Annotated in this window: 15 protein-coding genes; 8 read left to right on the top strand and 7 right to left on the bottom strand. The window is 37.2% G+C overall.

All coding sequences use genetic code 11. From position 1 onward, the window contains the following. Positions 1-3: 3 nt before the first annotated feature. The 5 genes from DPG01_RS01900 to ispH form a co-directional block, all read right to left on the bottom strand. A complete protein-coding gene (locus DPG01_RS01900; protein WP_110974088.1) occupies positions 4-693 on the bottom strand; it encodes a pilus assembly protein PilX in 690 nt (229 codons plus the stop codon). Beyond that, the gene (locus DPG01_RS01895; RefSeq protein WP_110974034.1) at positions 693-1,613 is read right to left on the bottom strand and encodes a PilW family protein; all 921 of its coding nucleotides are present in this window, start codon (positions 1,611-1,613) and stop codon (positions 693-695) included. Before DPG01_RS01895 ends, DPG01_RS01900 begins: the two co-directional genes overlap by 1 nt. Further along, positions 1,606-2,133 carry a type IV pilus modification protein PilV gene (gene pilV, locus DPG01_RS01890; protein WP_110974087.1) on the bottom strand — a complete coding sequence of 176 codons (528 nt, stop codon included), beginning with the start codon at positions 2,131-2,133 and terminating at the stop codon, positions 1,606-1,608. The genes DPG01_RS01895 and pilV overlap by 8 nt, the downstream gene beginning before the upstream one ends. A gap of 17 nt (positions 2,134-2,150) precedes the next feature. Continuing rightward, positions 2,151-2,585, bottom strand: a complete 435-nt coding sequence (locus DPG01_RS01885; RefSeq protein WP_110974033.1) for a pilus assembly FimT family protein — start codon at positions 2,583-2,585, stop codon at positions 2,151-2,153. A gap of 165 nt (positions 2,586-2,750) precedes the next feature. Then, positions 2,751-3,701, bottom strand: a complete 951-nt coding sequence (gene ispH / locus DPG01_RS01880; RefSeq protein WP_110974032.1) for a 4-hydroxy-3-methylbut-2-enyl diphosphate reductase — start codon at positions 3,699-3,701, stop codon at positions 2,751-2,753. A 134-nt stretch (positions 3,702-3,835) separates the two neighbouring features. Here ispH and gmk point away from each other — a divergent pair, with 134 nt between their 5' ends. The 6 genes from gmk to bfr all read left to right on the top strand — a co-directional run bounded on the left by gmk (position 3,836) and on the right by bfr (position 8,668). Then, complete coding sequence (gene gmk, locus DPG01_RS01875; RefSeq protein ID WP_086209028.1) at positions 3,836-4,459, top strand: guanylate kinase; 624 nt, start codon at positions 3,836-3,838, stop codon at positions 4,457-4,459. Positions 4,460-4,536: 77 nt separating this feature from the next. Next, positions 4,537-4,818: a DNA-directed RNA polymerase subunit omega gene (gene rpoZ / locus DPG01_RS01870; protein ID WP_086209029.1), complete on the top strand. Its 282-nt coding sequence runs from the start codon at positions 4,537-4,539 to the stop codon at positions 4,816-4,818. A 223-nt stretch (positions 4,819-5,041) separates the two neighbouring features. Beyond that, entirely contained in the window at positions 5,042-7,141 is a 2,100-nt protein-coding gene (locus DPG01_RS01865; RefSeq protein ID WP_086209030.1) for a RelA/SpoT family protein, read from the top strand. 70 nt (positions 7,142-7,211) lie between these two features. Continuing rightward, positions 7,212-7,595, top strand: a complete 384-nt coding sequence (locus tag DPG01_RS01860) for a RidA family protein (RefSeq protein WP_004691470.1) — start codon at positions 7,212-7,214, stop codon at positions 7,593-7,595. Positions 7,596-7,748: 153 nt separating this feature from the next. Then, positions 7,749-7,943: a bacterioferritin-associated ferredoxin gene (locus DPG01_RS01855; RefSeq protein WP_010327639.1), complete on the top strand. Its 195-nt coding sequence runs from the start codon at positions 7,749-7,751 to the stop codon at positions 7,941-7,943. 260 nt (positions 7,944-8,203) lie between these two features. Further along, on the top strand, positions 8,204-8,668 hold the full coding sequence (gene bfr, locus DPG01_RS01850; RefSeq protein WP_110974031.1) for a heteropolymeric bacterioferritin subunit Bfr: 465 nt from the start codon (positions 8,204-8,206) through the stop codon (positions 8,666-8,668). 32 nt (positions 8,669-8,700) lie between these two features. On the opposite strand, the gene DPG01_RS01845 is transcribed toward bfr, so the two are convergent. Further along, complete coding sequence (locus DPG01_RS01845; RefSeq protein WP_228156956.1) at positions 8,701-8,886, bottom strand: pilin; 186 nt, start codon at positions 8,884-8,886, stop codon at positions 8,701-8,703. A 115-nt stretch (positions 8,887-9,001) separates the two neighbouring features. Here DPG01_RS01845 and DPG01_RS01840 point away from each other — a divergent pair, with 115 nt between their 5' ends. Continuing rightward, positions 9,002-10,912, top strand: a complete 1,911-nt coding sequence (locus DPG01_RS01840) for an acyltransferase family protein (RefSeq protein WP_110974029.1) — start codon at positions 9,002-9,004, stop codon at positions 10,910-10,912. Continuing rightward, on the top strand, positions 10,893-12,053 hold the full coding sequence (locus tag DPG01_RS01835) for a glycosyltransferase family 4 protein (protein WP_110974028.1): 1,161 nt from the start codon (positions 10,893-10,895) through the stop codon (positions 12,051-12,053). Before DPG01_RS01840 ends, DPG01_RS01835 begins: the two co-directional genes overlap by 20 nt. On the opposite strand, the gene DPG01_RS01830 is transcribed toward DPG01_RS01835, so the two are convergent. After that, positions 12,036-13,109 (bottom strand): glycosyltransferase, encoded by a 1,074-nt coding sequence (locus DPG01_RS01830; protein ID WP_228156953.1) that lies wholly within the window; start codon positions 13,107-13,109, stop codon positions 12,036-12,038. The two genes, DPG01_RS01835 and DPG01_RS01830, sit on opposite strands and share 18 nt — an antisense overlap. Between the last annotated feature and the right edge of the window lie 31 nt (positions 13,110-13,140).

The following is a 13,140-nucleotide window of genomic DNA, read 5'->3' as shown; positions in this document are numbered from 1 at the left end:
CACTTATGACTTCAGCTTAGGTTGTGCACCAACCTTATAGTCTGCATGTTGAATATTGAAAGGAATATTCAACTCTTGAAAACATTCTTTAACCGTAGAGGCTCTGTGTTTAAAACACTCTTGAATTTCAGCGTCCGATGCATCAGCAAAGCTAGGTAATACAGAAACAACCGTTGCTGAAATATCATTTAAAGTTGCTGGTGTTTCATTCGCCCCAACACTTGAACCTAAAGGTAAATTTGACAATGGTGATGAATTACTTTGATTTGTTTTCTTTAAATATACTTGCGATAGAATGGCTGAACGTCCAGTAGCAAACTCATTCGCTTTACAAAACCCACCAACACCATTTTTCGTAATCCCACCTGATGAATCAATGACACTAGCATTGCTCATAGAAAAAAATTGGCTTTGCGATGCTCTATAACAAAAAACCAACTCATCTGAAGCATTTTCACTCATGTCAAAATAATAATACATTCCATCACTTGCTAACTGACGCTTAACCTGAGAAGGATCCTCCAAGTTAAATAGTGCAGAATTACTACTTTCTAATAACAAAGACTGGATTTGACTATTTGTTGCTAGTTTTAAGCCCAAAATACCTGAACGAATCGCGAATGTACCAATTAAAGTGACGAGCACCAAAATAACAAGTACAATAATCAAAGCTGAACCTAATTGCTTTTTCATCATTCTGCTCCCAAAGTATTTCTTAGGCCCACAAACTGAGTAATTGCTTGTCTAAGATATTTGCCATTATTTGCATTATCTTTCAATTCAACTGGTTGACCTGCAATTGTATATTCAGTTCTGGTATTCATTGAAGCATCTGTACCAATGGATTGGGCCGAAGTAACCAATAACCCCAACTCAATTCCAACAACATTGATATAGACGCTTTCATCTACAATAGATGTTGGCATTAATGAATTTCTATAAACATTTATTGTCGTATAACGTAAATTTCCATCAGGATTCTTAACCAACAAACGGACTTTAAAAGCATCTACATTTTGGATAATAAGCTGACCATTCTCGCCTAGTCCTACGACACTATTGGAGCTATCCACATAATACCCTGCATCACAATACAGTCCAAAACGGCCCAAACTCCCTTGGATTTGCTGATTATTTGGCAATCTATCTAAGTAGTAACGATAAACATACGTCCTACCAGCAACCATTGCAGCTCCTTCACAATCAAATTGATCATCGCCTCTGACATCAGGCATAAATTGCATTGTAATTTGATCACTCTCATCCTCTTTAGTCGCATCCTCACTGATTCCTTGAGTTGTTAGAAGATCCTCCGTATCATCTCTAACATTTTCAGGTAAATTATCACTTACAAAAACAATACCCGAACCGACCAGCTTATTATTTACTCTCTGTGCTGAAGGCGTATTGAGATTTGCATGCCGTAAATCTTGCGTAAGCATTGATAACCCAAAGTTAGCATTTTGTTGTATGTCCCCCATGCTAGTTTGAAAACCCATTGATCTTTGTGCATTCAAGAAAACAGCTAAGCCAGCAGCAACGATTAATAACCCTAATACCAATGCAACCATTAACTCCAATAAAGTTAAACCTTGTTGGGCAGATTTACTCATAGTTATAAACCTCCATGATTACGCATTGTGCATTTGGTTCATAAGATGTTCCATTGGTACATGCCGCACTTTCATCGCTTGAAGCGTCGGAGGAAGATGAAGTGCTAGATGCATCAGTTGCTTCCGTTTTACCCCAAGCAACATATATACACTTACGCCTAAAGGTATTATTAACGCCCTGACAATCTAAAATATTAATCGCCATACCTTGCTGTTCGGCCCTTTCTTCAACTTGGGCATATTCAAAATGCGCCATATCTGTTGGATTGCAATATCGCGTCTCATCGCAAGCAGCAGGAGTATTTGATGAAGGTTCATAAGATAACAATCCTTCCCTATTCATACGCATACGCTCTGATAAGTCTCTTGCTAAGTTCATTGCTTGTACGTTTTGCCCTGCTTCTTCACTAGCTGAAATTGCTCGAACCTGCAAAGCAATAAAACCTAGAACTGCAACACCAAGTAAAAGTAAAGCAACCATGACTTCAACTAAGCCCACGCCAGTTTGAGTTTTTTTTATCATTTTCATTTTTCTCATCAAGCACAACTTGTAGCGGTCTTGTCATAGATAACAGAACCATTCTTATTAAAACGAATCACTGCTCGCAACGCGTTGTCCTTTGCATGTTCCAAAATCACACAATCTGCATCTTCGATTAAATAACCAAAAAAATTATATGTCATAGCATCTGGAGTGGCTGAGCTTACCCAGTTTGTATTTTCAGAAGGTTGCCAATTCTTAAAAGCAGAACCAGCACTAGAAGTCAAAATAATTTGCCTATCCTGCTTTCGAAAAATTGCCTCTGAGCGAGTTTCAATAGCAAGCTGAATAACTTCGTGAGCATCGTTATTGAGTTGGATTCTTCTGACTTGTTGCATAAAAGAAGGAGCTGCCATCGTAGCAATAATTACCATAATCGCAATTGTCACCATCAACTCAATTAAGGTGAATCCTTTATATCTCTTTTGCATACTCCCTCCCCAAGGCAACAAAACTTCACCCTATTTAAAATCATATTCTAATTCTTTACACAACCAACACAATACAGGATAAAAGGCATAAAAAAACAGATGATTGCCAATTTGCAATCATCTGTCAATTTATCAATAAAATTAGAATGTTAACTAATACTCCTTTTAAGCTTGAGTTACCGCAATACGTAACTCTTTTGGCAAACTAAAGGTAATATTTTCTTCACGTCCAGCCAACTCTTGCGGTGGGGTTGCACCCCAATCCTGTAACCGTTGGATGACTTGTTTAATTAAAATCTCAGGTGCAGATGCGCCCGCCGTAACCCCAACTTTAGCAATATTTTCAAACCATGCTTGTTGGAGTTGCTCTGCATTATCAACCAAATAAGCCGATTTACCCATACGCTCTGCAAGCTCACGCAGGCGGTTCGAGTTTGACGAATTTGGTGAGCCAACCACGAGCACCACATCACATTGGGTCGCTAAATCACGCACCGCATCTTGGCGATTTTGAGTCGCATAACAAATATCATCTTTACGTGGTCCTTGAATCTCAGGAAATTTTTTACGCAAAGCATCAATCACTTTAGCAGTATCATCAATCGACAGCGTGGTTTGTGTCACAAAAGCCACATGCTCAGGGTGTTTAACTTCAAGCTCAGCGACATCCTCTTCATCTTCCACCAAATAAATTGCACCACCATTTTTTAGGTCGTATTGACCCATGGTTCCCTCAACTTCGGGGTGACCTTCATGGCCGATTAAAATGGCCTCCACTCCCTCACGAGCATATTTGGTCACCTCAATATGAACCTTGGTCACCAATGGACACGTTGCATCAAAAACTTTTAAACCCCGGCGCTCAGCTTCAATCTGTACTGCTTTCGAAACACCATGCGCACTAAAAATCACAATATTGTCGTCTGGCACTTCATCTAGTTCATCAACAAAAATTGCACCACGTTGACGTAAATCATCCACAACGAATTTGTTGTGAACCACTTCATGACGGACATAAATGGGCGGATTAAAGCATTCAAGTGCACGATTGACGATGGCAATCGCACGGTCAACACCTGCACAAAAACCACGTGGATTGGCCAATACAATTTCCATATGTTCCTCGATACCACTTTTCAATCAGCGGAAACTAATAAAATAAATGCAAACAAAGTGACGCCTAGCTATTTCGTTTAAACCTTGTCTGCTCTAAAATAGAGAAGATATTTTATCATATCAGGAAAAATATCATGTCGGGTCTCTTGTTTGTCGTTTCTGCAGCTTCAGGAACAGGCAAAACATCCCTCGTAAAAGCCCTCCTTGACCGTGTAACGAATCTTCACGTTTCTGTTTCTCATACTACACGTGGGCAACGTCCCGGCGAACTTGATGGTGTTCACTACCACTTTACCGAAAAAGACAACTTTTTAGCATTGGTTGAACAAGGTGGATTTATTGAATACGCTGAAGTCTTTGGTAATTACTACGGCACAGCACAAGCCACTGTGAAAGAACAATTGGCCAAAGGTCATGACGTCCTACTGGAAATTGACTGGCAAGGTGCACAGCAAGTTCGTAAACTTTTTCCTGAATCTAAACAAATTTTCATTTTACCACCAAGCCAATTTGACTTACGTCAACGCCTATCGAACCGTGGCACAGACTCGGTTGAAGTGATTGAGCGTCGTTTAGGCTGTGCGGTTGAAGATATGCAACAATATGTCAACTTCGACTATGTGATTATTAATGATGACTTTAATAAAGCCCTGCACGATCTTGAGTCTGTGATTATTGCCAATCGTCTTGTTCTTTCTCAGCAAGCCAATCGTCATCAAAAAATGATTTCTGAACTGATCACCCCTGTAGAGAAGTGATTAAAACTTGAGTCTACAGACAAAGCGCCTTATACTGCACAGTCTGTTTTATTTTCCCATTCATAACGAGAACTCTTATGGCACGCGTAACCGTTGAAGATTGTTTAGACCATGTAGACAACCGCTTTGAGCTTGTACTAGTGGCAAGCAAACGCGCGCGTCAATTGGCACGTCAAGGCATTGAACCTACTGTTGAGTGGGACAATGACAAACCGACTGTTGTTGCATTACGTGAAATCGCAGTAGGTCATGTTTCTAAAGATATTTTGAAACAACGTGAGCAAGACTACCAAACTTCGAGTCTTGATCTTGCCCTTTCTGCAAACAATTTGAATTTAGATGGTTTTTCTTTCCAATAAGAAAAATTTATCGTTTAAAAGCCTAGTTTTTAACTAGGCTTTTTTATTGGATAACTTTTATATTTCTGCAATACACGTTATAACTAGAAGATAAGATTCATCGTGGTTTAGGTGTATCTTTTTTGCTTTTATTCCAATGAAAAAATTGACAACTCATGCAATATGTTTTTCATTAGATGATCAGTAAAATTTTCTTGTAATTGCTACGTCTTAAAGGTGTTTTATGCCAGGCCCAATGGTCAGCCAAGCTAAACAACAGCTCAAAACTATTATCGATGCTTACTTAACTGAAAGCGATGTCGAGCGTGTGCTTGCGGCCTGTGATTATGCGGATATTGCCCATGATGGTATTACCCGTAAAAGTGGCGAACCGTATATTTTACATCCGATAGCCGTAAGTTGTATTTTAGCGCATATGCGTCTAGACGCAGAAACACTCATGGCTGCACTTTTGCATGATGTCATTGAAGACACTGATTTTAGCAAAGAAGATATTGCTGAGAAATTCGGCAAAACCGTCTCAGAGCTTGTCGATGGCGTCACTAAGCTCAGCCAGTCGAGCGATAAAGAATATAATAAAGCGGCTTCATTCCGTAAAATTCTGCAAGCAACACTACAAGATCCTCGTGTCATTATTATTAAACTGGCTGACCGTTATCATAACATGACCACCTTGGATGCACTGCGCCCCGACAAACGCGCACGTATTGCCCAAGAAACCTTTGATATTTTTGTTCCAATGGCACGTATTGTTGGTATGAATGAGATGGGCGATAACCTCGAACATCTGTGTTATCAAAACCTCGATCTCGATATGTATAACAATGTCCAAGAGGCTTTATTACAAACCAAACCCAAACGCTGTGAATATCAAAGTAAATGGGAACATAATCTAACCGAATTACTGAAAACCCATCAAATTTCAGGTCGTATTAAAAAGAAAAATAACAATATTGAACTACTGCGCCACTTTGTCAAAAATGACATTGATCTACATGAACTCACCCACAGCCATGCCTTTGAAATCATTTTAAATAGCATTGCAGACTGCGACCGCTTAGCCGAGGTGTTGCGTGAGAGTTTTCAAGTTTTGCATTTTGCAGACCATATTCGCAAACCGCTCCCTGGTGGTAACCAATCGTTACTACTACGTTTGAAAGGTGAAAATACGACACTATCAGTAACCATTCAAACAGAACTGATGCGTAAAGCTGCGCGTTTTGGCGTGGTGCTTGGTGACAGTGCACCACAAGCTTGCCGCTCTGCAATTCAAGCCTCAATGCAGAACTTAAATGTCTTAATTGATGGTGCCTGTGCTAAGACCACCTTTAGTGAATTACTCGACTATCTACATCAAGAGAAAATATGGGTCTACACTCCACAAGGTCATTTACATGAATTACCGCAAGGAGCAACAGTAGTCGATTTTGCCTACTCTGCCAGCTTATTTTTAGGTAACCATGCAGTAGGTGCAAAAATTAATGGGGAAACCAAGCCCCTTTCTACACCATTGCACAGTGGCCAAGTGATTGAAGTGATCACCGATGTCTTAGCCACCCCAAACCCTGACTGGCTGAGTTTTGTCAACACGCAAAAAGCCCGTCGTGCTTTGCAAAATATTTTGCGCGATCAAGATATCGAAGAACAACGCTTGGTGGGTCAACAAGCCTTAAATCGTGCCTTAAAGCTATTTAATGTCTCCATCAAAGACTTAACTGAAGCCGACTGGTTAGAGCTTCTACAATGGCGTCATATCGAAACTAAAGACCAACTGTTTGAGCAAATTGCCGTAGGTGATTTATTACCACAACTGGTTGCGAATCATTTATTTGCACATGATCAAGGGCAACAAGAGTCTGATCGACTGATCCAAGGTACTGAGGGAGTCGATGTTAAATATGCACATTGCTGCAATCCTGTACTCGGTGACCCAATTCAAGGACACCTATCCCGTCGTGGTCTGATTGTCCATCGAGCACGTTGCCACAACCTCTTACATGAACAACATCTGCACCCTGAAAACATCATGCCATTACAATGGACGAATGAAAACGAAGAAGAAATTAGTTTCACTGCATATTTACTCATTAATATGGCAATGGATGATGAGCAAATTTCCGATCTAATCTACCAATGTCGTAAAGAAAAAATCGGGGTAGAGATGGTTCGCAACCAAGATGATAAAACCTATGTCAATGTGGTCGTGCATAACCGCAAGCAAATTGCCAAAATTATCCGCGATTTACGCATGCATTTTGGCTTCCCACGCATCAGCCGACTGGCTCAACCCGTCAGCCTTTCTGAAACCTCAGTTGCGAGTTAATTATTTAAATCTGCACATTTTAATGCCAATCTAAGCTATGATTGATGGTGAATGATAATAGGAGAACACGATGTCCCGCCAAGTAATTCATACTGAAAATGCCCCTGCTGCAATCGGCACTTACTCACAAGCGATTCTAGTCGGCAATACACTTTATCTTTCTGGTCAGATTGGTTTAGATCCGTATAGTATGGAATTGGTTGAAGGCATTGAAGCGCAAATTCGTCGTGTTTTTGACAACCTAAAAGCCGTATGTGAAGCAGCAGGTGGAACTCTGGCTGATATCGCTAAATTAAATATTTTTTTAACCGATCTTTCAAACTTCCAACTCGTTAACCAAATTATGGGCGAATATTTTGCACAGCCCTATCCTGCACGTGCTGCACTCGGCGTGGCGAGCTTACCTAAAAATGCACTCGTTGAAATGGATGGCATTGTAATTATTAATCAATAAGTTATGATTTCAAAAAAAAGCCACCGATCAAGTGGCTTTTTTTTATCCAAAATCTCAATAAAAACGAATGGAATTCCAAATGATTTTTATTGACAAACGATAACAATTATCAATAATATCACTTATCTTATTTATTTCATGTGGCTTGCTGAAATGTACGTGTGCTTATGCCGTGGTATTACAGATCAAGATATTAAAGATGCCGTCGAAAATGGTGCGGGAAGCTATCGTGAAGTCCGCGAGATGCTAGACCTCGGCACATGCTGTGGGCGCTGTGCACCAGAAGCACGTTCGATCATTAGCGCTGAAGTATCTGCGATTGCCTCACGTTTGGCGATTGCGGCATAAATAAGTATTTGTTTCATATTTTAGAATAATCATAATTATAAAATTACTCTTTATGAGTAACTCCTCCCCCGCTTATGACTCTAGGCGGGTTTTCTTTTCTTGAAGTAACCAGAAAATTCAACTCTCATTCCGCATGCTTTTGATTGCGATTTTCATTTGCTGTTCTATAAATTACTCGCCAAAGATCGCATTGTTGTTTAAGATATTTCTCATAAGTTATTGATATTATTTTTTAGCAGCAGTTTGAATGGAGCTTCCTCATGAAAGGCAATCGTGATGTAATTAATCAGTTAAATCAGGTGCTTTATCATCATTTAACTGCAATTAACCAGTATTTTCTTCACTCGCGCATGTTTAATGACTGGGGTATTGAGCAACTTGGCTCTGCCGAATATAAAGAATCCATTCGTCAAATGAAACATGCCGATAAAATCATTGAGCGTATTCTTTTTTTAGAAGGCTTACCAAACCTACAACACTTAGGCAAACTTTATATCGGGCAACACACGGTTGAAGTACTGAACTGTGATGTACGTAAGGTCAATGAGAACATTGAAGCCATTCAAGCTGCTGTGAAGCTCGCTGAAGAGCAGCTCGACTATGTCACTCGTGATCTTGTGCAAGAAATCTTAGAAAAAGAAGAAGAATGGTTAGACTGGACAACCACACAGCTTGATTTGGTTGAGACTGTGGGTATTGAGAATTATATTCAGAGCCAGATGTAAATTTTTTAAAGCCCGCTGTAGCGGGCTTTAAATTAAATACCTTTACACGCTGTAGGTAAATATAATTGCCTAATTTCTGTAGATGCACACTCCCAATGTGCAGAGCCATTACCAGCATAATTCATCATTGTAAAAATAAGCCTCTTGCCTGAAACACCAGCATTCATAACAGAACTATTAAATGTGAACTCAAAAACACATAGAGCTGACGGATAAATTGAATAGATTTATGCAGAAATATGTACAATACAAAGCAAAATATAATTTAAAACTAAAAAAAATATTATAAAATTTACTATATATTTAAGCTCAATATATAATTACCAAAAATCCATGCATCCCCCTTATCAACCTCATGTCGATATTCTACGTGCTCTTGCCGTTTTACTTGTCATATTTAACCATTTAGAATTTCCCTATTTCTCTGGAGGGTTTATTGGTGTAGATATCTTTTTTGTCATTTCTGGCTACCTGATTACACAAAATTTACTTAAAGAGAAAAATACAACTGGGAAATTCTCTTACAGTAATTTTTATAAAAAAAGAACAATACGTTTAGCACCAGCTTTCTTTACTGTAACGATTGCCAGCTCAAGCTTTTTTTTAATTATTTTGACTCCTGAAGAAGCCATTAACTACCTAAAAACGATTATAGCCTCACTCACTCTAACTTCGAACATTTACTACACATCATTACTAAACAACTATTTTAGTATTTCTTCAAAATCAACACCTCTACTTCATTTTTGGTCTTTAAGCCTAGAAGAACAATTTTACTTATTCTGGCCTTTATTCTTTATCTTCATCTTGAAATTTTCACTTAAAACAAGAGTACTATCTATAATCGCCCTAACAATTAGCTCTTTATTTTTTTCACATATACTTGTTCAAGAAAATCCAACAGCAGCATATTATCTTTTACCCTCTCGTGTTTTTGAATTTGGAATTGGCGCATTGCTTGTATTTGTTCCAAAGATTAAAATTCAAAGAAATATATCTGTTTTTATTGGAAGCATTATATTTCTTAGCTTAGTTTTTATAAGCAACTGGATAAATCCAAGCACATTATTTCCATCTTATACAGCACTTATACCCTGCTTACTAGCTGCCGTTTTCATTTATGCATCTCAATCTTTAGATTATAAATATTTAAATTCAGTAAAATATTTAGGTAAAATTTCTTACCCAATGTATTTATGGCATTGGCCAATTATTGTCTATTTATCATTATTATCTGTCAATTTATCATTTTTAGTTAAAACATTAACTCTTATTTCCACTATTTTCCTAGCAGCACTTACTTATGAATTTATAGAAAAAAGAATTAGGAAATATTATTCCAATTTAAAACAACCAATTCTTACACTATTTATACTACCATCAACACTTATTATATTATTGGCTACTATTTACTCAATTACCATGTATAATAATAAACCCACATCTAAAATACAGAATAATGGTGGTCTAGATGATATAAAATGTATTGATCAATCTTTACACCCCCGTAAAGATTGCCTTTTAGGTAATAAAACAAAAAATAAAGTTGATATATTCTTAGTTGGAGACAGCCATGCAAACTCACAATCAGGCTTTATTGACTATTTAGCAACTAAAGCCAATTTACATGGATATGAAATCACACATTCATCTACCGCATTTCTACTAAATATAGACAATTCCATCTATCACAATAAGACCAAACAACTTAAAAAAGTCGAAGATTTCAATAAAATTAATAAAAATGTTTTAAAAATGATAGCCCAAGAAAAACCTAAATATGTCGTTATGGGAGCTTACTTCCCTCACAACTGGGAACGAAATATTTACACATCGCCAGATTACCCAAATTTAAAATCAAAAGCTGTATTTATGCAGGGACTTTCAAATGCAATAACTGAGATTCAACGCATAGGCGCCAAAGCTGTTTTAATCAATGACAACCCTTTTTTAGTTGATATTGATATTCATTGCAATTTAAGAAACCTATCAAAAAAATGCTACTTCGACAAAAGTATATATTTAATGGATTTTTCGGAGTGGGACCGTACTTTAGACACTATAAAAAAACAGCATCCAAGTTTAATTGTTATTAACTTCAATGATATGATTTGCAAACTTGATAAGTGTTACTCCTCCTTAAACAATATTCCGCTCTACCGAGATAGCCAGCATATGACTTATAGAGGAGCGAGAGAAATAGCAATTGAGTATCTCAAAAAAAATGAAAACCCATTTAATTAAAAACACGACACATCAAATGAAAATTTTATTAGTTACGCGTAACCTTCCTCCCTTAATAGGAGGTATGGAGCGCCTTAATTGGCATATAGGCGATGAGTTAAGCTTAAAAAATGAAGTATTAATTTTAAGCCATACAAAAGCTAAAAGGCTTTCTCCCAAAGAATGTTCTTTTTTTGGAGCCCCATTAAATCCATTAGCTATATTTTTAATATTTGCATTTATTAAAACATTTTTTATTTGCTTAAAACACAAACCCGATGTGATTTTTGCTGGCAGTGGCTTAACAGCACCAATTGTAGTTTTTTGGGCAAAAATATTTCGCAAAAAAAGCATTGTTTACATTCATGGTTTAGATATTGCAACAAACCACCCAATTTACAATCGTATTTGGATACCTATGATCCGTTCGGCGGATAAAGTGGTAGCTAACAGCACACCTACACAGGATATCTGTCTGCACAAAGGTGTCTCATATAATAAGTTAACTATTATACATCCAGGTGTCACATTCCCTCCCATAGAAAAAGATCAAACTCTTATTAATTACATAAAAAACAAATATGATTTAAACAATAAAAAAATACTTATTTCTGTTGGTCGTTTAACTGCGCGCAAGGGAATTCTAGAGTTTGTAGACTATTCACTACCAACTATCATTCAGTCTTGCCCTGAGACCATACTTGTGATTATTGGCGACACCCCCATTCACTCTCTGAATAAAAACTTACAAAGTAAAGAGTCGATTATTTCAATGGCTGAAAAATATGCAATTCAAAGCAATATTCTTTTTGTAGGCAATATCTCTGATGATTCCTTATTATCAGCTTGGTATTATTTGGCTGACATTAACGTTTTTCCAGTAAAACATATTCCTGAAGATCCCGAAGGTTTTGGAATGGTTGCCATAGAAGCTGCCACTTACGGCACACCGAGTATTGCTTTTTCTACCGGAGGCATTACTGATGCAATTCAAAATAATGAAAGTGGCATTTTAATTGAGGCTGGAAATTATAAAAAATTTAGTGAAGCTGTTATAAATGAACTAACAAACTCATCTTCTATAACAGCACTTAAATGTCAAGAGTTCTCTAAAAAATTTAGCTGGAAAAATCTAGGAAAAAATTTAAATGATCTTCTTTAAACTCTGATTAAATATAATTAATGCGTTTCTCCAATCTAAAATTGGTACACTAAGTTTATGGGATTTATATGCCTGTTTCTTTATTTTATTGGCTAGCCCCTGAAAATCTCCAACTTCATATAAATGCTCAGGGGAGTAATTTAGTAGCAATTTCATATCCCCAATTGTTGAAGATATGACGCTTAAATCACATGCCAGCATTTCATAGGCCTTTTGTGGGAAACAGTAACGCCCAAACTCATCATCAGGTATACATAAAACTCCCACATCTAAGGCATTAAAGAGATTAGAAACATTCTCATGGGAAATTAAGCCAAGATAAATCACACGATCTCCTGATGGCAAAGGCGTGTTTAACTCTGTTGGTCCAGCTAATACTAAGTGAATTTGCTCATCTTCTCTTTTCAATATTTCCCAAGCATTAAATAAGTCATCAATTCCCTTCATTCGAGTTAAACCACCAGCAGTACCGACTAATGGCTTATCCAAGGGCAATTTTAATAATTGCCGTGCTTGGTTCTTATCTAAGGGTTTAAAAATTTCTTTATTAATAACACTAGGCATTGAGATCACGTCAGGAACTTTAGGCTGCTCTCGTTTAATTTTGTCAGCCAAACTCTTGCTAGTTGTCGAAATCAACTTGGCTTTGGATAATGCTTTTTGAAATAATTTTTTAAAAAATGGAATTTTCGCCTGTCCATACGCTTCAAAATTATCATAAAGATCCACCACAAATGGGATATCTAACTTTTTTGCTAACCAACTCCCCATAATGATATGGGGTATATCAGATGCAGCAATGATAATATCTGGCTTATTTTTAGAAAGTAGATTAAATAAATAAAATGGATACAAACACAGCTTGACCTTATTCACACCCAAATATGATTTAGAATGCCACTTTAAACTTTTAGTTCCATCTGATTCATCCCAAATACCTGCGTCATGTGATTGGTAACTCAGACAAAAACACTCTACATCATAGCCAAGCAAAGATAATTGATTCGGTATCTCATATAAACGAGCATATTTATCCAAAATCACATCTTTAGACATATATTGTCGTTTACATAAGAATGCAATTTTC

This window comes from Acinetobacter sp. WCHAc060042 (assembly GCF_003231195.1).
Lineage (GTDB): Bacteria > Pseudomonadota > Gammaproteobacteria > Pseudomonadales > Moraxellaceae > Acinetobacter.
Note: the sequence above shows the minus strand (reverse complement) of the source record. Positions and strands in the feature narration are given on the sequence as shown.

Bases quoted from the DNA above. Each gene is read 5' to 3' on its own strand.
- DPG01_RS01900 (WP_110974088.1), bottom strand. From the start codon at position 693: ATGAAAAAGCAATTAGGTTCAGCTTTGATTATTGTACTTGTTATTTTG.
- DPG01_RS01895 (WP_110974034.1), bottom strand. From the start codon at position 1,613: ATGAGTAAATCTGCCCAACAAGGTTTAACTTTATTGGAGTTAATGGTT.
- DPG01_RS01885 (WP_110974033.1), bottom strand. From the start codon at position 2,585: ATGCAAAAGAGATATAAAGGATTCACCTTAATTGAGTTGATGGTGACA.
- ispH (WP_110974032.1), bottom strand. From the start codon at position 3,701: ATGGAAATTGTATTGGCCAATCCACGTGGTTTTTGTGCAGGTGTTGAC.
- gmk (WP_086209028.1), top strand. From the start codon at position 3,836: ATGTCGGGTCTCTTGTTTGTCGTTTCTGCAGCTTCAGGAACAGGCAAA.
- rpoZ (WP_086209029.1), top strand. From the start codon at position 4,537: ATGGCACGCGTAACCGTTGAAGATTGTTTAGACCATGTAGACAACCGC.
- DPG01_RS01865 (WP_086209030.1), top strand. From the start codon at position 5,042: ATGCCAGGCCCAATGGTCAGCCAAGCTAAACAACAGCTCAAAACTATT.
- DPG01_RS01860 (WP_004691470.1), top strand. From the start codon at position 7,212: ATGTCCCGCCAAGTAATTCATACTGAAAATGCCCCTGCTGCAATCGGC.
- DPG01_RS01855 (WP_010327639.1), top strand. From the start codon at position 7,749: ATGTACGTGTGCTTATGCCGTGGTATTACAGATCAAGATATTAAAGAT.
- bfr (WP_110974031.1), top strand. From the start codon at position 8,204: ATGAAAGGCAATCGTGATGTAATTAATCAGTTAAATCAGGTGCTTTAT.
- DPG01_RS01840 (WP_110974029.1), top strand. From the start codon at position 9,002: ATGCATCCCCCTTATCAACCTCATGTCGATATTCTACGTGCTCTTGCC.
- DPG01_RS01835 (WP_110974028.1), top strand. From the start codon at position 10,893: ATGAAAACCCATTTAATTAAAAACACGACACATCAAATGAAAATTTTA.
- DPG01_RS01830 (WP_228156953.1), bottom strand. From the start codon at position 13,109: ATGTCTAAAGATGTGATTTTGGATAAATATGCTCGTTTATATGAGATA.